The sequence below is a fragment of the Dokdonia sp. PRO95 genome, from assembly GCF_000355805.1.
In the GTDB taxonomy this organism is placed as follows: domain Bacteria; phylum Bacteroidota; class Bacteroidia; order Flavobacteriales; family Flavobacteriaceae; genus Dokdonia.
This window is the reverse complement of sequence record NZ_CM001837.1, coordinates 2670059-2690439: the sequence shown is the minus strand read 5'-3', so window position 1 is coordinate 2690439 and position 20381 is coordinate 2670059. Positions and strand designations below refer to the sequence as shown.

The following is a 20381-nucleotide window of genomic DNA, read 5'->3' as shown; positions in this document are numbered from 1 at the left end:
AGATGAAAAAGTATATATACATAATTGCCCTAGTGATAGTTGCATTAGGATGTAGTTCTGACGGAAATAGCAGTGGTGAATCTTTGAGCACAGCAGATAGTGTAGGTCAAGGCGGCTCACTTGCAACCTTTGTTATAAAAGGCAACTACCTCTATACGGTAGATAATGAAGATCTTAATGTATTTAATATTGCAAATACCACAGAGCCAGTACTGGTTAATACGGTACGCATAGGTTTTGATATTGAAACACTATTCAGCTACAGGGATTATCTTTATATAGGTTCTCGTAATGGGATGTTTATTTATAGTGTAAATAATCCAGAGTTTCCAGAACAATTATCTTCTGTACAGCACTTCACTTCTTGTGATCCCGTGGTAGCAAATGACCAATATGCATTTGTAACCTTATGGAGTGACTTAGGTTGCAATGGTTTTGTAAATCAGCTAGAGGTTTATGACGTATCTGATGTGCTCAATCCTATGCTTGTTAACGTTCGCCAGCTCACATTCCCAAAAGGATTAGGCCTTTATGGTGATTACCTTATCGTATGTGATGATGAAATTAAAATATTTGATGTTTCAAACCCTGCAGAATCTGTACTAGTGCATAGTATTGATAAACTGGCATTTGATGTAATCATTCAAGGTGACTTGCTTATTGCAGTAGGTGAAAGCGGTGTATTTCAATATGCACTAAACCCTCAGAATATTACCGATACACCAGCACTGAGTACTATAAGTATCTAAAAGGTTTTATAAATGTTTAGTATTTCTAAGCTAGCCTTGGTATCTTAGAGGTTATAAATACTAATCACAAAATCTAAAATTATGAAATTGAAGTATATTACTCTAGCAATACTAGCTACTGCTACCCTAGCAAGTTGTAAGAAAGATGCAAAGAAAGTGGAAGAAGTAGAAGAAGTAGCTGTCGAAGTAGAAGCTCCTGCTGCACCCGTAGCTCAAAAAGTTATAATGAAACTTGAACCTAAAAGTGGCAGCAAAGCTACAGGTAGCGTAGTGTTTAAAGAAGAAGACGGCCAAGTAAATTTTACAGCCGTTATAGGTGGTCTTGACGAGGGTATGCACGCAATACACATACACGAGAGTGCAGATTGCTCTAGCGAAAATGGAAAATCTACAGGAGGACACTGGAATCCTACAAACGAGCAACACGGTAAGTGGGGCGCAACAGAGGGATATCATAAAGGTGATATAGGAAACTTCCCTGCCGATGAAAGCGGAAATGGAACCATCACAATGAGCACAGACCAGTGGTGTATAGGTTGTGGAGATCCAAAAAAAGATATCGTAGGTAAAGCAATTATTGTACACCAAGGTACAGATGACTTTACATCGCAACCTAGTGGTGCTGCAGGTAAGCGCATCTCTTGTGGAGGGATTATTAAATAAGAAAGGTCACTCACAAAGTTATATTAAGAGCCTCACCATCATGGTGAGGCTTTTTTATGCGCAATTGCGAGGGCATATCTAAGAATGTCACATATCATCATGTTTTAAAACCTTAATTAAGCTCCATTTGCTAATTGTATACTGCATTTTTAATAAGCACGAACTTTAATGATATGACTTATCTCATTTCCTCATAAACTCAAAGTACAGAACATTGCCTTTTTAGGTGAGTCAAATACATCTTGATTTTCAAAAAGTTGTTCTTATTCTAAGGATAACTTTTCACTTTTTTAAGGACGCGACTCTAAAAACAAAAAAGCCCTCGCAAATGCGAGGGCTTTTTTTATAATAAGTTCTTTTGATAAGATTACTTCTTAACTTCTCCAGCAGGTTTATTTAAGGCCTGACTCATCTCAATAGATAGTGCAGATCTCTCAAATTTCATCTTACCTGACATTGTTTCTAATACACAAGTACCGTTATCGTTAAGCTCAAGAATTTTACCATGTAAACCACTTTTAGTGATCACGCGATCTCCTTTCTTAAGATCTTTATCAAAGTTCTTTTCTTGTTTAATTTTTTTACGCTGTGGCAATACAATAAAAAATACTATAAATACCGTAAAGAGTAAAAGTGGGCCTAGTATGCCCTGCATTCCTTCGCCCATATTGCTTATTTAGCTGCTCCTGCAGCAGGGTTTACAAATGCTTTGATAAGTACAGTTTCTGTACCTTTCTCAGTGTTTGCTTTGATTGTAACGGTTTTAGTTACCTGGTTTGCACCACTACCGTTATATTTTACAAGTAATTCTCCTTTTTCTCCTGGAGCTACTGGATTTTTAGAATATTCTGGTATAGTACAACCACAAGAGCTCTTTGCATCTACAATTACTAATGGTGCTTTACCAGTGTTTGTAAATGTAAATTTGTGCTCTACAGTTGTTCCTTTTTCAATGTTTCCAAAATCAAATTCAGATTCATCAAAAGCTATAACTGGATAAACAGTAGCCTGTGCATCTCTTGCTGCAGCAACTTCTACATTTTCTTCTTTTACTTTGCTAGCCGCATCTTCCTTACATGAAGTAAATAACATAGCCGAAAGTACTCCTAATACTAATAAACCTTTTTTCATTGTTGTTTTTTATTAAATAATGATATGTAAAAATAAGAAAATTTAGTTATTTCAAACCTCTACCCTCTTTCTTTAACCTTTTTTCTGACTCATACTGTTTTACGAGCTTGTCAAGGATTCCGTTTATAAAAATGCTACTCTTAGGTGTTGAGTATTCCTTTGCAATCTCAAGGTACTCATTGATAGTTACTTTCACAGGAATGGTAGGGAATTTCAAAAATTCGCAAAGTGCCATTTTTATCAATACCATATCTACATCTGCGATACGTTCTTTATCCCAATTAGGTGTGTTTGCAGAAATTTCAGAAGATAAAAACTCCTCATTGGCAACGGTTTTCTCTAGTAAGGTAGTTCCAAATAGTAAATCCTCATCATTCTTAAAGAGTACTGGAAGCAACATAGATTCTGGAGATGCAGGTTTCATCTTCCCTATACGCTTTAATACAGCCATGTTTACCATAGGTATATCATCTATCCAAGTAAGACGAGCATCCTCTATATAATCATATAGCTTATCATTAGGAGCAATGATCTCTGTGTAGGCAGCAACAAGGAACTTTTTATCTAATTTAAAATCAGACTCTTCTTGTTCCATATAAGAGGCATATAACTCACTATTTATAAGTTCGTTATAAATAAGTGTTACATACTCATCGTTTATTCTCCAGTTTTTCAGTTTGCGCTTACTTATTTCATCGCGCAACTCTGCATTGTCAGATAGTTTGACAAGCACTTGGTTTTGGATAAACTTTGTGTTGGGATTTTTTTCTTCTTCGGTTGCTAGAATCTTTTTAGAGAATTTTTCTTGTTCCGCTTTCGCGAAAGCGTGAACCTCCACCATCAAATCTAGCATTAAGAGATACAGATTATACATCTGGTTCATACTCTCCACTGTAAATTTATCTTCTTGTTGAAGATCAAAATGCTCCTTACTACTTAGTGCGTAGATGGTTTGCATTACTTTGACACGGATATGGCGTCTGTTTAACATAGCGACAAAGAACTTTTAATATAGTTATAAAATGAAAAAAGATCATTTTTAAAATCGGTGCAAAAATACAGTATTTCTAAAAGTATCTCCATGTTTTATCGATTATGTTGTAGTAAAATTTGGCTCGCATAGGTCTTAAAAAAAACCGACCTTAGCGCTTCAAAAAAATTGCAGTACGGCGATGGGTGCATTAAAATCTCTTAACAAGTATTTTTTACGATATAAATGGCGTCTTATAGCCGGTTTCTTTATAGTGATCGCGGCTCGTGTCTTTGCCGTTTTTAATGTGGATATCGTAGGTGACATTGTAAACGACGTAGAGACTTACATCAATGCTGGAGAAAATAATCTCGCTGGTCTAAAAAAATCTATGCTCTTTAAATTGGGCCTATTATTAGGAGCAGCCGTGCTATCTGGTTTTTTTACCTTCTTAATGAGACAGCTTATTATTGTAGTTTCTCGTTTTATAGAAGCCGATCTTAAAAATGATGTATACCAGCAATACCAGAGACTAAGCTTAGGCTTTTACAAGCAGAACAGAACCGGAGACCTCATGAATCGCATCTCTGAAGATGTGACTAAAGTACGTATGTATGTAGGTCCTGCAATCATGTACCTCTTGCAAGCACTCGTTTTATTTGCTGTTGTAATACCTTATATGGTAAGAATGGCTCCTTCCCTAGCCGCTTACACTCTTATTCCTTTACCTATACTGTCTATTGCTATATATAAACTAAGTCGCGCGATACACGTAAGGAGTACTATCGTTCAAGAGTATCTCTCAAAACTTACAACGTTTACTCAAGAATCCTTTAGCGGGATTTCTGTGATTAAAGCTTACACGCTAGAGGCAAATACTTTTAAAGATTTTGCACAGCTTAGTGAAGATAGCAAAGAGAAAAACTTAGATCTCGTAAAAGTACAAGCTTTCTTTTTCCCTCTTATGATAGGGTTAATAGGTGCTAGTAATCTCATAGTGATCTTTGTGGGAGGACAACAATATATAGACGGTACCATAAAAGATTTAGGTACGCTAGTAGAATTTATCATGTATGTAAACATGCTTACGTGGCCAGTAGCAACCGTAGGATGGGTAACCTCTATAATTAAAGCAGCCGAAGCTTCACAAATACGTATTAATGAATTTTTAGAAATAGCACCTGAAATTCAGAATAATGTAAGTAGCCACACACCTATTACTGGCGCTATCGAGTTTAAAGAGGTTACATTCACCTATGATGACACTAATATCACAGCATTAAAAGATGTTTCATTCTCAATAAAACCTGGAAAAACTCTAGCGATTATAGGTCCTACAGGCTCTGGAAAGTCAACTATTCTAGAACTTATAGGGAGGTTATATGACGTCACAGGCGGTGTAATTCAAATAGACGGCTATGCTATGAAAAACGTTAATCTTGATGATTTGCGTTCAGAAATAGGATATGTACCTCAAGATGCGTTCTTGTTTTCTGATACCATAGGTGAGAATATCAAGTTTGGCGATACAGACGCTAGTGATGAACAGGTTTACGCTTTCGCGAAAGCGGCATCTGTACACCACAACATCATTGATTTTAAAAATGGGTATGACACTATTTTAGGAGAGCGTGGAATCACACTTTCTGGAGGCCAAAAGCAGCGTGTATCCATTGCCAGAGCTCTTATAGGAAACCCAAAAATATTACTTCTAGATGACTGTTTAAGCGCAGTAGATACAGAGACTGAAGAAGAAATTCTTAATAATCTTGAGAAACTAACGACCGATACAACTACAATTATCGTAAGTCACAGAATATCATCTGCAAAAAATGCCGATCAAATTCTTATCATAGAAGATGGGAAAATCACACAGCAAGGTTCTCATAATCAACTAATAGAGCGAGAAGGCTACTATAAAGAACTTTACGTAAAACAACTAGACGAAAAAGAAATGTAGAAATAATTGGGCAATGGCTAATTTTTTATCATTTTTGAAGTAGATAAACACAATCCAAACAATAAGGAATATTATGAGTGATTACGAAGGACGTGACAATGAAGAGATTTTCTCAAAAGTTTTAAGAGCTGGAAGACGCACTTACTTTTTTGATGTAAGATCTACGAAGGCAGGAGATTATTACCTTACCATTACAGAGAGCAAGAAGTTTACAAATGACGATGGTTCTTTCCATTTTAAGAAGCATAAAATCTACTTATACAAAGAAGATTTTGCTGGTTTTACAGAAAACTTAAATGATATGACTTCATACATTCTTGATGAAAAAGGAGAAGAAGTAATATCAGACCGTCACCAGAATGATTACTCACGCCCAGAGCCAACAGAAGTTGTAGACTCAGGAGCTGTTTCTTCAGAGAAACCTAGCCACATGAGCCCGGAGAAGTTTACAGATGTAAGCTTTGATGATATTTAATAAATTACTAAAGTAGTTATACAGTAAAAACACCACTTCTCACGAAGTGGTGTTTTTTTTATTAATCTCTTAAGAAAATCACTTGTTGAGGTCTCACATTACCTGTATCTAACGTGAGTAACACATCCTTATCTAAGCTCATCAATACCACCATACCGTGTGTACTATTGTCCTCAGTATAGGTTCCCATCACCACGTAGGTGCTTGTATTAATATCTATTGACGTATTTACAATATTGATCCCTCGACCTGTTTCTTCAAAAATTCTGTTTATTAAATCCGTACTGTCATAAGTTTCTATGGTATTGGTGTCATAAGTGTAAATGCTAGACGTAATCCCGTCAAACTCCTTAAAAACCATTTCATTTTGAGAGAACTGGGCTTCATTATAGCCTTCACTTATGCTTAATCCTAAAGGAAAGGAAGAAAGTTCACTTGTTATAAAGGTGCTCACGTCAAGAACAACATGAGTTAACACGTCCTCGTTAAAACTAAAGAGGTACATCTCATCTCGCACATCATTATACATAAATCCACCATACTCACTCACATCTATAACACCTAGGCGCTCTCCATCTATGGCGCTAGTTACAAATAATTTACGTATTCCCGTAAAAGTATCTACTCCTATGGCAAAAGATTTATCACCACCAGCAAAAACATTAAACTGCACAGGCGCAACATCTGCATTACCCAAATAAGACTCAGAACTTGCACCAGATATTTGATTAAAGCTCTGTATATAAATGTCACAACAACTACTCGTAGCATCGAGATAATAGGTGAGCAAACTTTGACCAGTATTTACAGTATAAAAATTATTTGTAGCATTCTCAGGGTTAAAAAAATCTGTTACACTTCTCATACCACCTGTAACAATATCATAAAACACATAGGATGTTGTTGGAAAATCTAATGCAAATGCAAATTCTGTCCCTATGGTACTTTGCAAGAAGCCAAACTCAAACCCAATCGTTTCCTGAAGATCTTTAGTAGTCATATCTTCATAAGATGCGGTCCATTCTACAAGATTAAAATTTTCTCCAGTAGTGAGGTCATCCCCTATTATTGCAATCTCAGGTAGTATTACTCGCTCATCTATATTATTTGAAGAAAACGAATCGTCATTATCACAGTTCAAGAATGTGAGACATATGAGTATGGAAGAGAACCTGGCTAATAACTTCATTTTTTTTCTAAAAGGTACTTATTATTTTTTAACAGCAACCACCTCTATTTCAATTTTTGCCCCTAGCGCAAGAGCTTCGGCAGCAAAGGTTGTTCTAGCAGGCTTTTGAGGAAAATAAGATGTATATACTTCATTAAAGGCTTTGAAATCTTCTATATTATCAAGTATCACGAGTGCCTTAACCACATTAGTCATATCCATATCGTGTTGTGCTAACACCTCTTTTATGTTCTCTAAAGTTTGGGTTGTTTCGGCTGTTATTCCTCCTGGTACTAATGTTCGGTTTTTTTGATTTAAACCAATTTGACCAGATAAAAAATACATACTGCCCACTTGTACGACGTCAGAAAAAGGTGCGTCTTTCTTTGTAATTTCATGAGATTTATGAAAGACCGGTTTTTCATTAATTTCAATTTTGGTTTCTGGCACTTGTCTTATAAGAGATTGTCTTTCTTGACAAGATATTAGAAGTAATAAACTCAAGGCGCTTAAGAGAAGGCTTTTCATATAGATTGTTTTTAGACAATAAATGTACATATAGATGAGAACCTTTTTTAAGGATTATGTATTTTTAAGCTTTAGAGTACATGATGTAGTGCGCTTTCGCGAAAGCGCACTAACAACCCACCAATATGGATAAAAAACAAGAATTTTTAGAATTTATAAATGCCGGTAACACGTTTAAGGGAGACTTTATAACGATGGGAGCTGCAATGCTAGAGGGCGAGACTATTACAAATGCGCACGTAAAAGTGCCTCTCAAAACTTTAAACCGCCACGGGCTTATAGCCGGAGCAACCGGAACTGGTAAAACGAAAACACTACAAATAATAGCCGAAAACTTATCTGACAAAGGTATCCCTGTCCTTTTGATGGATATGAAGGGGGATCTCTCTGGTATTGCAAAAGCAAGTCCTGGTCACGTAAAGATAGATGAGCGCCATGCTAAAATTGGTGTTCCCTTTGAGGCCAAAGACTTTCCTGTAGAACTACTCACGCTATCTGAGCAAAATGGCGTGCGCCTGAGAGCTACGGTAAGTGAGTTTGGACCTGTACTGTTCTCTCGTATACTTGATGCTACGGTGGCACAATCTGGTATCATCTCTATTCTTTTTAAATATAGTGATGATAATAAATTGCCTTTACTAGATTTAAAAGATTTCAAAAAAATCTTACAATACGCAACTAAAGAAGGAAAAGCAGAAATAGAAGAAAATTATGGGAGAATATCTCCAGCTTCTTCTGGATCTATCTTGCGTAAAATAGTAGAACTAGAACAACAAGGAGCAGATATCTTTTTTGGGGAGAAGTCTTTTGACACAGATGATCTTACAAGAAAAACAGAGGATGGACGTGGCGTTATAAACGTGATTCGTCTTACCGATATTCAAGATAGACCTAAACTGTTTTCTACATTTATGTTAAGTTTGCTAGCAGAGATTTACTCTACCTTTCCAGAGCAAGGTGATAGCGGTAAGCCAGAGCTTGTAATTTTTATAGACGAAGCGCATCTTATTTTTAAAGAAGCCTCAAAAGCACTGCATAGCCAGATAGAGAGTATTGTAAAATTAATACGTTCTAAAGGAGTTGGGATTTATTTTGTAACACAAAACCCAACAGATATTCCAGATGGAGTATTGAGTCAGCTAGGTCTAAAAGTGCAACATGCTTTACGTGCCTTTACTGCAAAAGATAGAAAAGCAATAAAACTTACTGCCGAAAACTATCCAGATTCTCCATATTACGATACCAAGTCTGTATTAACATCGTTAGGTATAGGTGAAGCATTAATATCTGCTCTTGATGAAAAAGGTCGCCCTACTCCACTTGCGGCAACCATGTTACGTGCTCCTATGTCCCGTATGGACGTGCTTACTCAAAAAGAAATTAATAGTCTCAACGACAGATCTGAGCTTGTAGAAAAGTATAGCGAACTCACAGATCGTGAGAGTGCTTACGAACTTTTACAGAAAAAGATTGATAAAGCAAACGAATCTGAAGCAAAGGAAAAAGCAAAAAAAGAGCGAGCAAAAGCAACGAAAAGCTCTTCGAGATCATCTAGTTCAAAAAGTACACAAAGCGCTGGTGCAAAAGCGTTAATCAAGGTACTTACAAGTGCTACAGTAATACGTGGAGTATTTGGTATACTTGGTAAAATGCTCAAATAAATTACAAATTCTTAAAATGTTTTAAACTAATCTAACGTTAGTTTTAAAATAAATAATATCACTTATTGCACTTAATGTGCATCCATATTTTATGAAAAAACACTTTATAACATTATCACTATTAGGCCTTATTGTAGCAAGTTGTAGCAATTCTGGCAACTTCAGTATCTCTAATGAGACTGTTGGACCTCTTACGAAAACAACGAAGGTTAGCGAACTAAAAACAACTTTTGTAAATGACAGTCTTGTAGATGCCAGTGGAAGTACAGATTTTAGGACGCCACAAGGATATGTAACTGTATTTGAAAAAGGAGGTAAAAAGCTACTCGAACTAGGTCCAAGCTCAAGTGAAAGTGATGCGACCATTAACTATATCCGAGTATATGATGAGCGCTATAAAACAACTGAAGGCGTTACAACCAAAAGTACCTTTAAGGATATTCAAGACGGTTATAAGATTAAACGCATAGATAACTTAATCTCTACTATTGTGGTGCTTATCGAGGATAATGACATCTTTTTTACAATTGATAAAAAGCACCTTCCATCTGAGCTTATGTTTGACACACAATCTAAAGTAGAGCTCTCCCAAATTCCGGATGACGCTCCTATCAAATATGTCCAAATAAGCTGGTAATATGAGTTATAAGATTCAAAAAAGCCCTTTTATTGTGCCTACTACAGATGGTAAAACCATAGAGGAGCACTGGGGAAAAGCGACAGATGGTAATAATGATATAAGCATCGCTCATATGATTGCTCCACCTGGGTGGAGTGAGCCATTTCAAACTCCAGAGTTTGATGAGTACACGTATATCATAAAAGGTAAAAAACAGTTTATCATAGACGGAGACACTATTGTACTGCACGCAGGGCAAAGTATCAAAATCGATCGTAACACGAGAGTGCAATACAGCAATCCCTTTGATGCAGAGTGTGAGTATATGGCTATTTGTACTCCTGCGTTTTCACCAGATTCTGTTCACCGAGAAGAATAAAAATTTTGAAAAAGACTTTACAAAGATTTATTCCTAAATTAATAGGAGCAAAAATCAACGCACTAAGTATAACAAACCCTAAAGCTGCGGCACAGCAAGCTTTTAATATATTTTGTACTCCGCGCAAAGGAAAACCTTATGGTGAGCAAATAGATTACCTTAATAAGGCTACCTATGAGCGCTTTACTTCTGGATCGTGCGATTTACAAGCATATCGCTGGGAAGGCACTGGTAAAAAAGTACTTCTCATACACGGCTGGGAGAGCAACACGCATCGCTGGTTTAAACTAGTGGAAGAACTACAGCAAGAAAACTATGACATCTATGCCATAGATGCACCGGCTCACGGTAACTCTACAGGGACGCTCCTCAATGTCCCTCGTTATGCAAAAGCGATAGAAGAAGCTGTACAACGATACCAACCGGACCATATTATAGGGCACTCTATAGGTGGGCTAGCTACGGTTTTTCATCAGTATACTTATAAACCTACACAATTTACATCTGCAGTAATACTAGGATCTGCATCAGAGCTTAGTGAGATAATGGTAGGTTATAGAGCTATACTTGGACTCAACAATAGAACGATGAATTCTCTTGAACAGCTCGTAAAGGAGTTATTTGGTTTCGATTTTAAAGGTTTTTCTGGTGCAGCTTTTGCAAAAGAGCTTACCCTACCTGCTTTAATAATCCACGATAAGTTTGATAAAATCACTCCTGTATCTGCCTCACAAAACATTCATAAAAACTGGAAAGGAAGCACCTACATTGAGACCGAAGGTTTTGGTCACTCACTCTATCAAGAGGAAGTAAGATCTGAAATTATTAAATTTTTAAAGAAAGATTTTTAATCTTCTTCATTAAGAGTGTTTAAGTTCATTCCCTCATAAAACCCAAGGGGCTGGTCTATAACAAGTTTTACTTGCATAGCGATCTGCCCCGTGTGATATGAGAAGTGCTCAACTGCGTGTAATACGATACCAGTACCAGAAAGCTCAAAACCTTGTACGTTTCTCTTTTTTAAAAGATTTTCTGGTGTAGCATCATCAATAATAGTAGTAGAAGTTTGAACCGTAAGTAAAAGTCGTTGTAGCAACTCATCTTTTGTAAAACCATCTTCAGTACTAAACTCCTCTTCTCTATTACGCTCATCTGGATTACCGCCTAGTCCAGAAACGATATATTGTGTCATATTCCCACAGATATGTAATAACTGGTTACCAAGTGTATTGAGACTCTGGTTTTGCTTTGTCCACAGCTCCTCTTCTACCACCTTAGAAAGCGCAATACTTATCATACGCACATTCTCTTCTAGTCTAAAAATAGCATTGTCCTTAAAATCTTGATGCCAGGTATTAATCATATCTAAACGTTCTAACTTAGTATAAAATCTTCTAGTTGCTTTAATGAGATTCTATTCTCATAGATTGCCTTCCCTATAATGGTTCCCTCACAGCCCATCTCTGCAAGCTTTGGCAACTCGTCAAAGGTAGAAATTCCTCCAGAAGCTATAAGTTTTAAGTCTGGTGTGCTAGCAAGTATTTCTTGATATAAGTCAAAACTAGGCCCTTCTAGCATACCATCTTTACTTATATCTGTACAGATTACATAAGAGACACCTTCTTTTTGATAAGCGTTTATAAACTCCACCACATCATCATCAGACTCCTCTAGCCAGCCAGAAATAGCAATTTTACGATGATGAGCATCTGCTCCCAAGATAATTTTATCACTGCCAAATTTTGACAACCAACTTTTAAACGTATCTGGATTTTTTACAGCTATACTACCACCTGTTATTTGAGAAGCTCCACTCTCAAAGGCTATACGCAAATCTTCATCTGTTTTAAGACCTCCTCCAAAGTCTACTTTTAAAGCAGTCTTTGTAGCTATTTGCTCAAGGATTTTATGGTTTACAATGTGCTTGCTTTTTGCACCATCTAAATCTACAAGGTGTAAATGCGTGATACCGTGTGCCTCAAACTGCTTTGCAACCTCCAGCGGATTTTCATTATATATTTTCTTTGTGTTATAATCTCCCTTTGAGAGACGCACACAATTACCATCTATGATATCTATAGCGGGTATTATTCTCATAATTCTAAAAAGTTTTTAAGTATTTGCTCTCCTACAGCGCTACTTTTTTCTGGGTGGAACTGAGTTCCATAAAAATTATTTTTGGCAAGAGCACTACTGTAAGGAAGTCCGTACGTGGTAGTCGCAATTGTATCTTCTACTACGGGAGCATAAAAACTGTGCACCATATATATAAAAGAATCTTCGGCTACTTGATTAAAAAGTGGTGATGATAGATTGTTAATGGTGTTCCACTGTATTTGTGGGACTTTTACGCTTTCGCGAAAGCGTACTACATCTACATTAAAAATATCAAGTCCTATAGTATCTCCTTCTTCTGAACCTGTACACATTAATTGCATACCCAGACAGATACCCAGCACAGGCTGTGTGAGTGTAGGAATCACTTTATCAAGACCAGTCTCTCGTAATTTACTCATAGCGCTACTCGCCTCTCCTACTCCAGGAAAAATGACTTTATCTGCACTACGTATTTCTTCTTCACTATCACTTAAAACGGCTTGATAACCAAGACGCTCTATCGCAAATTTTATGCTCTGGATGTTTCCAGCGCCATAATTAATGATCACAATTTTCATTATAACATTCCTTTTGTAGATGGAAGAATCATTTTATCTGCATCACGCTTTACAGCTACTTTAATCGCTTTTGCAAATGCCTTAAAGATAGCTTCAATCTTGTGGTGCTCGTTTGTTCCTTCGGCTTTGATATTTAGGTTTGCCTTTGCACCATCTGTAAATGATTTAAAGAAGTGGTAAAACATCTCCGTAGGCATTTTACCTATCATCTCACGGTTAAAATCTGCTTCCCATACGAGCCAGTTTCTACCGCCAAAATCTATAGCAACTTGTGCAAGACAGTCATCCATAGGCAAGCAAAAACCGTAACGCTCTATTCCTAATTTATTACCTAAAGCAATGGCAAACACTTCTCCTAGTGCGATTGCCGTGTCTTCTATAGTGTGATGCTCATCTACTTCTAGGTCTCCTTTTACTTGAATATCAAGGTCCATTTGCCCGTGACGCGCTATCTGGTCAAGCATATGGTCAAAGAAAGCTAGACCTGTATCTATGTTAGATTTACCCGTACCATCTAGGTTAAGGGTTATGTTTATGTCTGTCTCATTAGTTTTTCGCGTAAGCGTAGCAACACGACTTTCTAATTTTAAAAACTCGTATATTTTTTGCCAGTCGTTTGTCTCTAGCGCAATGTCTTTATTGAGCTCATCTTCAGAGATGGTAATTTCACCAGTACCGAGGTTTGTGTTATCATTGATATAGATTCCTTTAGCTCCCAGATTTGTCGCTAGTTGCATATCTGTAAGTCTATCACCTATTACAAAAGAGTTTTTGAGATCATACTCCTCAGAAAAGTATTGTGTAAGTAAACCGGTCCCAGGCTTTCTAGTGTCTTTATTTTCGTGCGGAAAAGTTCTATCTAAAAATACATTATCAAAAACAACACCTTCATTTTCAAAAGACTTCATAATGAAGTTGTGCACTGGCCAGAATGTATCTTCTGGAAAAGAATCTGTACCTAGACCATCTTGATTTGTAATCATCACTAACTCATAATCGAGCTCTTGAGCAATCTTACCTAACCAAGTAAAACACTTAGGGTAAAAAATCATTTTTTCAAACGCATCGATTTGTTCATCTACCGTTTCTTTAATCATTGTACCATCGCGGTCGATAAAAAGTACTTTTTTTGCCATTACTGTATTGTATTTAATGCGTTTATTAGTGTTGTATTTTCTTCTTTGGTCCCTACTGTAAAACGTAGTGTGTTCTCACAAAGCGCCTGTGTGCTGCGATTGCGCACAACTATTCCTTTTTCTATAAGCTGGTTATAACGCTTGTTTGCATCGTCTACTTTAGTTAAAATAAAGTTTGCGTCAGACGGATATACTTTTTCTACAAAAGCCACCTCTTTAAGCACAGCTGCTAGTGTTTTTCTATTATCAATTAAGATATCTACCTCATTATAAATCATACGTAAATCGCTCAATCTATCATAAGCGCGATCTTGCGTTAATGCATTTACATTATAAGGAGGCTTGATTTTATTAAGAATCGCAATAACTTCTTTACTTGCAAAGCATAAACCTAGGCGTATACCAGCAAGACCGTAAGCCTTAGAAAGCGTTTGGGTGATTACCAGGTTAGGATAATTTTCTAATTGTGATATCCAACTCTCTGCTGCTGCAAAATCTATATATGCCTCATCAAGAACTACTAACCCATTAAAGTTTTCTAAAACCTCAATAATAAGATCAGGTTTGATCATATTACCCGTAGGATTATTTGGTGAGCATATAAAAATGAGCTTTGTAGTATCACTCACAGCATTCAGAATACCTTTAGTATCCAGTTGGAAATCTTCGGTAAGAAGTACCTCTGTATTTGCTACGTCATTTGTACCTGCCAGTACATTATACATACCGTAAGTAGGTGGTACCGTAATAATACCATCTACTCCAGGATTACAGAATGCTCTAAAAATAAGATCGAGCACCTCGTCGCTTCCGTTACCTAGTAAAATCTGAGATTCTGAGACCTTTTTTTGAGAGGCTACCAAACTCTTTAAACTACGCTGTTGCGGGTCTGGATAACGGTTTACACCATTATCAAACGGATTTTCATTTGCATCTAGAAAAACCATTTCTTTATCAAAATCTGTAAACTCATCTCGCGCAGAAGAGTACGGTTTCATTCTTGCAACATTTGCTCTTACGAGCTTATTTATGTCAAATTTGTTCATTGTGCTATACGTACTTAATAATCTTTACTGCTTTATTTTATTGCGTTAAGTCTAAGAGTTACCGCATTTTTATGAGCATCAAGACCCTCTGCCTCTGCCATAAGTTCTATAGCACGACCTATATTTTTTATTCCAGTTTCAGATATTTTTTGAAATGTCATAGACTTCATAAAACTATCTAGATTTACACCGCTGTACTGCTTAGCATAACCGTTTGTAGGTAAGGTGTGGTTTGTACCAGATGCATAATCTCCAGCGCTTTCTGGCGTATAGTTGCCTATAAAAACAGACCCCGCATTCCCTATATTATCTACATAGTAGTCATCATTTGAGGTGCAAACTATAAAGTGTTCTGGACCGTATTCATCTATCAGCGCGAGTGCCGTCTCATCATCTTTTACATAAATGAGCTTGCTATTATCAATAGCTTTTTCAGCAATACGCTTTCGCGAAAGCGTACTCATCTGCTCTTCTACTTCTTTTTCTACCTCGTCTATCAAATCCTTTGATGTAGAAACCAAGATCACCTGACTATCAACACCGTGCTCTGCCTGACTTAATAAGTCTGAAGCTACAAAACTTGCCTGAGCAGCATCATCTGCCACAACAAGTAATTCTGATGGGCCTGCTGGCATATCTATAGCTACACCGTGCTTTGTAGCAAGCTGCTTTGCAACAGTCACAAACTGATTACCTGGTCCAAATATTTTATAAACTTGAGGAACGCTCTCTGTACCAAAGGTCATCGCAGCAATAGCCTGAATACCTCCTACTTTAAATATTTTTGTAACTCCGCTCAGCTTTGCTGTATAAAGAATGGCAGGGTTTACCTTTCCTTCTTTATCTGGTGGTGTACATAATACTATCTCTTTACAACCAGCGATATTTGCTGGCGTTGCAAGCATTAAGATAGTAGAAAATAATGGCGCTGTACCTCCCGGTATATAAAGACCCACTTTTTGAATAGGCCTTTTTTCTTGCCAGCAATCTACACCTTCTGTAGTAGTAATAGCTACTCTCTCTGTTTTTTGAGCTGTGTGAAAACGTTCAATATTACCTTTTGCAAGTTGTATGGCTTCCTTTAACTCGGTAGATATAAGCTCTTGCGCTTCCTCTATTTCTGTATCAGTCACTGCAGTGCTTTCAAGAGTCACATTATCAAAGATGCTTGTGTACTTTGCTACCGCAGTATCTCCTTTTTCCTTTACTTCCTTAAAAATATCGGTAACGGTGGCTTCTATATCATCTACAGTTTGAGTAGGTCTTTTTAAAATTTCTGCCCACTCACTTCTTTCTGGATTATAAATCTTATTCATAGCAACGTAAAATTATAGCACCATTTTTTCGATTGGGCATACAAGTATTCCTTCTGCACCTGCTTTTTTGAGATTATCTATCACATCCCAAAAGCTATCTTTATTTATCACTGAGTGTACACTACTCCAGCCTTCTTGTGCTAGTGGTAAAACCGTAGGACTTCTCATACCTGGAAGCATTGCGATAACATCATCAAGCTTTGCGTCTGGCACATTCATAAGTACATACTTACTACGTTGTCCTGCAAGTACAGATTGTATACGGAATTTAAGTGTTTCTAATAGCTCCTTACGCTCATCAGAAATAGTAGGTGATGCAGTAAGAACAGCCTCAGAAGTGAGCATTTGCTCTACTTCTTTAAGATTATTTTTAAATAATGTACTACCACTAGAAACTATATCACAGATAGCATCTGCAAGTCCAATATTTGGAGCAATTTCTACCGAACCATTAATGATGTGTAGCTCTGCGTTTACACCTTTTTCGGCTAGATATTCTCTTACTGTATTAGGGTATGAAGTTGCAATGCGCTTACCTTCAAGATCTTTTACAGAGTTGTATTCTTGTCCTTTTGGGATTGCTAGTGACACCTTGCATTTTGAAAAACCTAGTCTCTCTATAATAGGAAGATCCTTTCCTTTTTCTATAAGAGTATTTTCTCCAAGTATTGCGATATCTACCACTCCGTCTCTTAGGTATTGTGGGATATCACCATTACGTAAGTATAAAACTTCTAGCGGAAAATTTCTAGCAGTTGCTTTGAGTTGATCTTTACCGTTATCAATAGAAACACCACAATTTTTTAATAGTTGTAGTGATTCCTCATTAAGACGTCCAGACTTTTGAATAGCAATTCTAATTTTTTGACTCATTTTTGTTGGTTTGTGTTTAAAGTACCCAAAAAAGAAAAAACCCGTTTGAGTATCTCAAACGGGTTTTATATGATTTATTTACATACCAAACTACCTCGCTTGAGCGATTGCTGTAGTGTGGTGATGATGTGTTTTGTTCAATTTCATTTCTGTAGCAAATTTAAGAAGTCTTTTGTTAAAAACAAGTGGATAACCTGATTTAATTATTTCTTAACATCGACAACTTTTCTGTAACTTTGAAGTTAGCGTTTATTAAAGACAATAGCGCTTGCTTAACATTATCAATGAAGGGATTTTTTGGGGCATTCTTCGTTTTTTTAATTTGGACTTCTGGTTGTATTTACTTTGTAAGTACTAGAGAGGCTACGAGTGACAGTTCTGTACAACAAATTGTTAACGAGAAAGATAATTTAGAAAAAAACACCCCTAAAACAAAAGATCAAGAACCACCCGTTGTTATTGCCACAAAATCAGACTCACCTACTAACAGTTTTGCTCGAGACAGTTTAGATCTATATGGAATTGAACACGAAACCTCTTCCCTGCTTGCAGAAGAAATTCAAAAATCTATCGCAATTAGTGACACGATAGACATCACTAGCGACGAACCTATACTAGAGTTAGAAAAAGAGCTTAACTCATTTATGGGATCTTCTTTTTCTAGCAATGTCTTTTACCCTCGTTATAATAATACAGATCTTATACTTGATAAGGAATTAGTAGTATATGCGACAGAACTTAAAAAGATTCTAAAAGAAAATCCAGATAAAAAAGTTACCATACTAGGCCATACTGATAATGTGGGAAGTAGTGTCGACAATTTTAATCAAGGGCTCAAAATGTCCAGACAAGTAAAATGGTACCTTACAGCAAGAAGAGGTATACCAAGGCGCAAAATAACAGCAACTTCTCGAGGTGAGGAAGAACCAATTGCAACTAACAAAACCTTATCTGGCAGACAAGAAAATAACAGAATAGAAATTATAGTAGATTAACATGACAGTATCACAAGACGCTATATCAATACCTGTTGCATACTTAGAAACGTTTGTGATGACCCTTGTTGCTTTTCTAATTGGGTATATAGGTTCTCATTTATATAGCAAAATTGTTCTTAAAAAGAGTCTCGAGGCTCAAAATGAGCGCATAAATACTCTAAAAGAAACTGTTAATAGCTTACAGGATGAGTTAGATCGTAAAGCTGATGGTGTTTTTAGAAAAGACAGAATGGATGAAGAGTTTGATCACATAAAAGTGAGAAGTCGAGCCTTTTCTCAGGAAGTAATTTCTGAGAAACTAGTAGAGAAAGACTACACGGACCTTATTAATTTTGAAAGAATAGGCACGGCTCAAGCATCTGATAAAAATGAACTTCAAAAAATAATAGGTATTGGACCTTATACAGAAGCCAAATTAAATGAATTAGGGATTTATACATTTGATCAAATAAGCCGCTTAACTAAAGAAGATATTGAAATTATCACTAAACTCATTAAGTTCTTCCCAGATAGAATTAAAAATGATCGCTGGGTAGCCAAAGCCATCAGATTAAAGGAACAGTTGGCCGACGATGCAAACGACTCAAAAAAAAAGATGAAATATAAAAAAACCACCTATTAGGTGGTTTTTTTATGACTACTATTGATGTCTAGTCTTAATTAATCTTAACTCCTGACTCATTAAACTCAATATCCATATTCTTTCCTTTCCTCTTAAACTCTACATCGTAAAACAATCCTTTTTCGGCGCTTTGAACGCGTTCTATTTCTGTTATTTCTTCGTCTGAGTAATTATCATCTATCGCTATTTGAACAACTTTAGGTAAATCGTCCTTCTCGATACTTACCTCTGTCTCAATCCATAAACCGTTAGGACTAAAGTCTGCTCTGTGACGTACTCCATCAATTCTAAACCTAGATTCATAATTCCCATTTGAATCAACGTGCCAGTCTGGATCATTCTCTCCTGGATATTTTGCTTGAAACGTTTTCTTTACTGCTTCAGGCGCATAACCTTTTTTGCTATTTTGACTTTCTACGTTTTGACCACAGCTTATAGCAAGTATGAATCCAAACAAGAAAAGTATTTTCTGATATCTATACATAAAAAAATCTTTACAATCCACACGTGAATTCGCGTGGATTGTAAAGATATAAGCTTTCGCGAAAGCGTATTCTTAACTCTTTCTTATAGTTTTATGTTGTATTCTAATTATTTCCTAAAATTAAAGGTAGTCCAGAATCACCAGATCCTACAACCACCACTTTAGAGTTAGGTGATTTAGATAACTCGATAGTAGCATCAATCCCTTTATCTTGAAGAATTTTATCTGTTAAAGATGCACTTAAAATCTTATTTGCATCTGCTTTACCTTGCGCTTCAATACGTACTTTCTCTGCTTCTTTTGAAGCTGTTACAAGTCTAAACTCATACTCAAGAGATTCTTGTTCTTGTCTTAGTTTACGCTCAATAGCTTCTTTTATAGTGATAGGTAACGTTACGTCTCTTACTAATACCTCATTAAGTTGTACATACTGCTTTGACAATATAGTCTTAGTTTCTGCAAAAATTTCGTCTTGAATAGCATCTCTTTTACTCGAGTATAATTGCTCTGGAGTATATCTACCTACCACACTACGGGCAGCAGATCTAATAGCAGGCTGTATTACTCTTTGCAAATAATCTTGTCCTAGAGATTGATGTAAGTTTCCTAATTGATCATATACTGGTTCATACCAGGCAGAGGCATCAATTTGAATCTCTAATCCGTTTGAAGAAAGCACTTTCATTTTTTCAAAGAGTTCTTGCTGTCTTACCTCATAGACGTATACCTTATTCCAAGGCGCTACTAGATGAAAACCTTCACTCATAGGAGGCTCATCTGTTACCACACCATTGCCAAATGTTTTAAATAACACCCCTGCCTCTCCAGAATCTATAGTTACAGCAGATTTTGTTATTAGTACTAATAAAATAATAATACCTATCACTATAGGCACTCCAATCTTTGGTAATTTTTCCATATTTTTTTT

General features: G+C 36.5%; 24 protein-coding genes. 10 read left to right on the top strand and 14 right to left on the bottom strand.

What is annotated here, in order from left to right:
- Positions 1 to 2 precede the first annotated feature (2 nt).
- Together D017_RS12165 and D017_RS12160 are read left to right on the top strand one after the other, a co-directional pair.
- Positions 3 to 749, top strand: a complete 747-nt coding sequence (locus D017_RS12165) for a hypothetical protein (protein WP_035336799.1) — start codon at positions 3 to 5, stop codon at positions 747 to 749.
- Positions 750 to 830: 81 nt separating this feature from the next.
- Positions 831 to 1412 (top strand): superoxide dismutase family protein, encoded by a 582-nt coding sequence (locus tag D017_RS12160; RefSeq protein ID WP_035336798.1) that lies wholly within the window; start codon positions 831 to 833, stop codon positions 1410 to 1412.
- Between the two features lie 367 nt (positions 1413 to 1779).
- On the opposite strand, the gene yajC is transcribed toward D017_RS12160, so the two are convergent.
- Genes yajC through D017_RS12145 form a run of 3 tightly spaced genes read right to left on the bottom strand, consistent with a single transcriptional unit; the run spans position 1780 to position 3501 of the window.
- Positions 1780 to 2079 (bottom strand): preprotein translocase subunit YajC, encoded by a 300-nt coding sequence (gene yajC / locus D017_RS12155; RefSeq protein ID WP_035336797.1) that lies wholly within the window; start codon positions 2077 to 2079, stop codon positions 1780 to 1782.
- Positions 2080 to 2084: 5 nt separating this feature from the next.
- Positions 2085 to 2543 carry a DUF1573 domain-containing protein gene (locus D017_RS12150; protein WP_035336796.1) on the bottom strand — a complete coding sequence of 153 codons (459 nt, stop codon included), beginning with the start codon at positions 2541 to 2543 and terminating at the stop codon, positions 2085 to 2087.
- Positions 2544 to 2589: 46 nt separating this feature from the next.
- On the bottom strand, positions 2590 to 3501 hold the full coding sequence (locus tag D017_RS12145) for a transcription antitermination protein NusB (protein WP_035336795.1): 912 nt from the start codon (positions 3499 to 3501) through the stop codon (positions 2590 to 2592).
- 214 nt (positions 3502 to 3715) lie between these two features.
- Between D017_RS12145 and D017_RS12140 the strand changes: the two genes are divergently transcribed.
- Together D017_RS12140 and D017_RS12135 are read left to right on the top strand one after the other, a co-directional pair.
- Positions 3716 to 5473 (top strand): ABC transporter ATP-binding protein, encoded by a 1758-nt coding sequence (locus tag D017_RS12140; RefSeq protein ID WP_035336793.1) that lies wholly within the window; start codon positions 3716 to 3718, stop codon positions 5471 to 5473.
- Positions 5474 to 5546: 73 nt separating this feature from the next.
- Positions 5547 to 5948: a PUR family DNA/RNA-binding protein gene (locus D017_RS12135; RefSeq protein ID WP_035336792.1), complete on the top strand. Its 402-nt coding sequence runs from the start codon at positions 5547 to 5549 to the stop codon at positions 5946 to 5948.
- A gap of 61 nt (positions 5949 to 6009) precedes the next feature.
- On the opposite strand, the gene D017_RS12130 is transcribed toward D017_RS12135, so the two are convergent.
- The gene (locus D017_RS12130; RefSeq protein ID WP_035336791.1) at positions 6010 to 7137 is read right to left on the bottom strand and encodes a hypothetical protein; all 1128 of its coding nucleotides are present in this window, start codon (positions 7135 to 7137) and stop codon (positions 6010 to 6012) included.
- Positions 7138 to 7158: 21 nt separating this feature from the next.
- Positions 7159 to 7644 carry a RidA family protein gene (locus D017_RS12125; protein WP_035336790.1) on the bottom strand — a complete coding sequence of 162 codons (486 nt, stop codon included), beginning with the start codon at positions 7642 to 7644 and terminating at the stop codon, positions 7159 to 7161.
- Between the two features lie 125 nt (positions 7645 to 7769).
- On the opposite strand from D017_RS12125, the gene D017_RS12120 reads away from it, so the two are divergent.
- The 4 genes from D017_RS12120 (at position 7770) to D017_RS12105 (ending at position 11154) form a co-directional block, all read left to right on the top strand.
- Positions 7770 to 9305, top strand: a complete 1536-nt coding sequence (locus tag D017_RS12120) for a helicase HerA-like domain-containing protein (protein WP_035336788.1) — start codon at positions 7770 to 7772, stop codon at positions 9303 to 9305.
- A 91-nt stretch (positions 9306 to 9396) separates the two neighbouring features.
- Positions 9397 to 9942 (top strand): hypothetical protein, encoded by a 546-nt coding sequence (locus D017_RS12115; RefSeq protein WP_035336787.1) that lies wholly within the window; start codon positions 9397 to 9399, stop codon positions 9940 to 9942.
- Between the two features lies 1 nt (position 9943).
- The gene (locus D017_RS12110) at positions 9944 to 10303 is read left to right on the top strand and encodes a cupin domain-containing protein (RefSeq protein WP_035336785.1); all 360 of its coding nucleotides are present in this window, start codon (positions 9944 to 9946) and stop codon (positions 10301 to 10303) included.
- A gap of 5 nt (positions 10304 to 10308) precedes the next feature.
- Positions 10309 to 11154, top strand: a complete 846-nt coding sequence (locus D017_RS12105) for an alpha/beta hydrolase (protein WP_035336784.1) — start codon at positions 10309 to 10311, stop codon at positions 11152 to 11154.
- Here the strand turns inward: D017_RS12105 and D017_RS12100 are convergent.
- From D017_RS12100 to hisG, 7 genes are read right to left on the bottom strand one after another with little or no spacing between them, the layout of a single operon-like run.
- Positions 11151 to 11666, bottom strand: coding sequence for a DinB family protein (locus D017_RS12100; protein ID WP_035336782.1), 516 nt, complete (start codon positions 11664 to 11666; stop codon positions 11151 to 11153). The genes D017_RS12105 and D017_RS12100 overlap by 4 nt on opposite strands.
- A gap of 11 nt (positions 11667 to 11677) precedes the next feature.
- Positions 11678 to 12400: a 1-(5-phosphoribosyl)-5-[(5-phosphoribosylamino)methylideneamino]imidazole-4-carboxamide isomerase gene (gene hisA / locus D017_RS12095; RefSeq protein ID WP_035324881.1), complete on the bottom strand. Its 723-nt coding sequence runs from the start codon at positions 12398 to 12400 to the stop codon at positions 11678 to 11680.
- The gene (gene hisH, locus D017_RS12090) at positions 12397 to 12978 is read right to left on the bottom strand and encodes an imidazole glycerol phosphate synthase subunit HisH (protein ID WP_021778957.1); all 582 of its coding nucleotides are present in this window, start codon (positions 12976 to 12978) and stop codon (positions 12397 to 12399) included. The genes hisA and hisH overlap by 4 nt, the downstream gene beginning before the upstream one ends.
- Positions 12978 to 14114, bottom strand: coding sequence for a bifunctional histidinol-phosphatase/imidazoleglycerol-phosphate dehydratase HisB (hisB, locus tag D017_RS12085; RefSeq protein WP_035336781.1), 1137 nt, complete (start codon positions 14112 to 14114; stop codon positions 12978 to 12980). The genes hisH and hisB overlap by 1 nt, the downstream gene beginning before the upstream one ends.
- Entirely contained in the window at positions 14114 to 15160 is a 1047-nt protein-coding gene (gene hisC, locus D017_RS12080; RefSeq protein ID WP_035336780.1) for a histidinol-phosphate transaminase, read from the bottom strand. The genes hisB and hisC overlap by 1 nt, the downstream gene beginning before the upstream one ends.
- Positions 15161 to 15192: 32 nt before the next feature.
- On the bottom strand, positions 15193 to 16476 hold the full coding sequence (gene hisD, locus D017_RS12075; RefSeq protein ID WP_035336779.1) for a histidinol dehydrogenase: 1284 nt from the start codon (positions 16474 to 16476) through the stop codon (positions 15193 to 15195).
- A 12-nt stretch (positions 16477 to 16488) separates the two neighbouring features.
- Positions 16489 to 17349: an ATP phosphoribosyltransferase gene (gene hisG / locus D017_RS12070; RefSeq protein ID WP_035336777.1), complete on the bottom strand. Its 861-nt coding sequence runs from the start codon at positions 17347 to 17349 to the stop codon at positions 16489 to 16491.
- Between the two features lie 284 nt (positions 17350 to 17633).
- Here hisG and D017_RS15030 point away from each other — a divergent pair, with 284 nt between their 5' ends.
- On the top strand, positions 17634 to 18344 hold the full coding sequence (locus D017_RS15030; protein WP_051583902.1) for an OmpA family protein: 711 nt from the start codon (positions 17634 to 17636) through the stop codon (positions 18342 to 18344).
- 1 nt (position 18345) lies between these two features.
- On the top strand, positions 18346 to 18969 hold the full coding sequence (locus tag D017_RS15025; protein WP_051583901.1) for a hypothetical protein: 624 nt from the start codon (positions 18346 to 18348) through the stop codon (positions 18967 to 18969).
- A 34-nt stretch (positions 18970 to 19003) separates the two neighbouring features.
- On the opposite strand, the gene D017_RS12055 is transcribed toward D017_RS15025, so the two are convergent.
- Together D017_RS12055 and D017_RS12050 are read right to left on the bottom strand one after the other, a co-directional pair.
- Positions 19004 to 19453: a PepSY-like domain-containing protein gene (locus D017_RS12055; protein ID WP_035336776.1), complete on the bottom strand. Its 450-nt coding sequence runs from the start codon at positions 19451 to 19453 to the stop codon at positions 19004 to 19006.
- Positions 19454 to 19556: 103 nt separating this feature from the next.
- Positions 19557 to 20372, bottom strand: a complete 816-nt coding sequence (locus D017_RS12050; RefSeq protein ID WP_035336775.1) for a prohibitin family protein — start codon at positions 20370 to 20372, stop codon at positions 19557 to 19559.
- Positions 20373 to 20381: the final 9 nt, after the last annotated feature.

Coding starts and splice junctions, on each gene's coding strand:
- hisA (WP_035324881.1), bottom strand. CDS start 12,400: ATGAGAATAATACCCGCTATAGATATCATAGATGGTAATTGTGTGCGT.
- D017_RS12055 (WP_035336776.1), bottom strand. CDS start 19,453: ATGTATAGATATCAGAAAATACTTTTCTTGTTTGGATTCATACTTGCT.
- D017_RS12165 (WP_035336799.1), top strand. CDS start 3: ATGAAAAAGTATATATACATAATTGCCCTAGTGATAGTTGCATTAGGA.
- D017_RS12125 (WP_035336790.1), bottom strand. CDS start 7,644: ATGAAAAGCCTTCTCTTAAGCGCCTTGAGTTTATTACTTCTAATATCT.
- D017_RS12135 (WP_035336792.1), top strand. CDS start 5,547: ATGAGTGATTACGAAGGACGTGACAATGAAGAGATTTTCTCAAAAGTT.
- D017_RS12100 (WP_035336782.1), bottom strand. CDS start 11,666: ATGATTAATACCTGGCATCAAGATTTTAAGGACAATGCTATTTTTAGA.
- hisH (WP_021778957.1), bottom strand. CDS start 12,978: ATGAAAATTGTGATCATTAATTATGGCGCTGGAAACATCCAGAGCATA.
- yajC (WP_035336797.1), bottom strand. CDS start 2,079: ATGGGCGAAGGAATGCAGGGCATACTAGGCCCACTTTTACTCTTTACG.
- D017_RS12050 (WP_035336775.1), bottom strand. CDS start 20,372: ATGGAAAAATTACCAAAGATTGGAGTGCCTATAGTGATAGGTATTATT.
- D017_RS12160 (WP_035336798.1), top strand. CDS start 831: ATGAAATTGAAGTATATTACTCTAGCAATACTAGCTACTGCTACCCTA.
- hisB (WP_035336781.1), bottom strand. CDS start 14,114: ATGGCAAAAAAAGTACTTTTTATCGACCGCGATGGTACAATGATTAAA.
- D017_RS12110 (WP_035336785.1), top strand. CDS start 9,944: ATGAGTTATAAGATTCAAAAAAGCCCTTTTATTGTGCCTACTACAGAT.
- D017_RS12145 (WP_035336795.1), bottom strand. CDS start 3,501: ATGCAAACCATCTACGCACTAAGTAGTAAGGAGCATTTTGATCTTCAA.
- hisG (WP_035336777.1), bottom strand. CDS start 17,349: ATGAGTCAAAAAATTAGAATTGCTATTCAAAAGTCTGGACGTCTTAAT.
- D017_RS12115 (WP_035336787.1), top strand. CDS start 9,397: ATGAAAAAACACTTTATAACATTATCACTATTAGGCCTTATTGTAGCA.
- D017_RS12120 (WP_035336788.1), top strand. CDS start 7,770: ATGGATAAAAAACAAGAATTTTTAGAATTTATAAATGCCGGTAACACG.
- D017_RS12150 (WP_035336796.1), bottom strand. CDS start 2,543: ATGAAAAAAGGTTTATTAGTATTAGGAGTACTTTCGGCTATGTTATTT.
- D017_RS15030 (WP_051583902.1), top strand. CDS start 17,634: ATGAAGGGATTTTTTGGGGCATTCTTCGTTTTTTTAATTTGGACTTCT.
- D017_RS12130 (WP_035336791.1), bottom strand. CDS start 7,137: ATGAAGTTATTAGCCAGGTTCTCTTCCATACTCATATGTCTCACATTC.
- D017_RS15025 (WP_051583901.1), top strand. CDS start 18,346: ATGACAGTATCACAAGACGCTATATCAATACCTGTTGCATACTTAGAA.
- hisD (WP_035336779.1), bottom strand. CDS start 16,476: ATGAATAAGATTTATAATCCAGAAAGAAGTGAGTGGGCAGAAATTTTA.
- D017_RS12140 (WP_035336793.1), top strand. CDS start 3,716: ATGGGTGCATTAAAATCTCTTAACAAGTATTTTTTACGATATAAATGG.
- hisC (WP_035336780.1), bottom strand. CDS start 15,160: ATGAACAAATTTGACATAAATAAGCTCGTAAGAGCAAATGTTGCAAGA.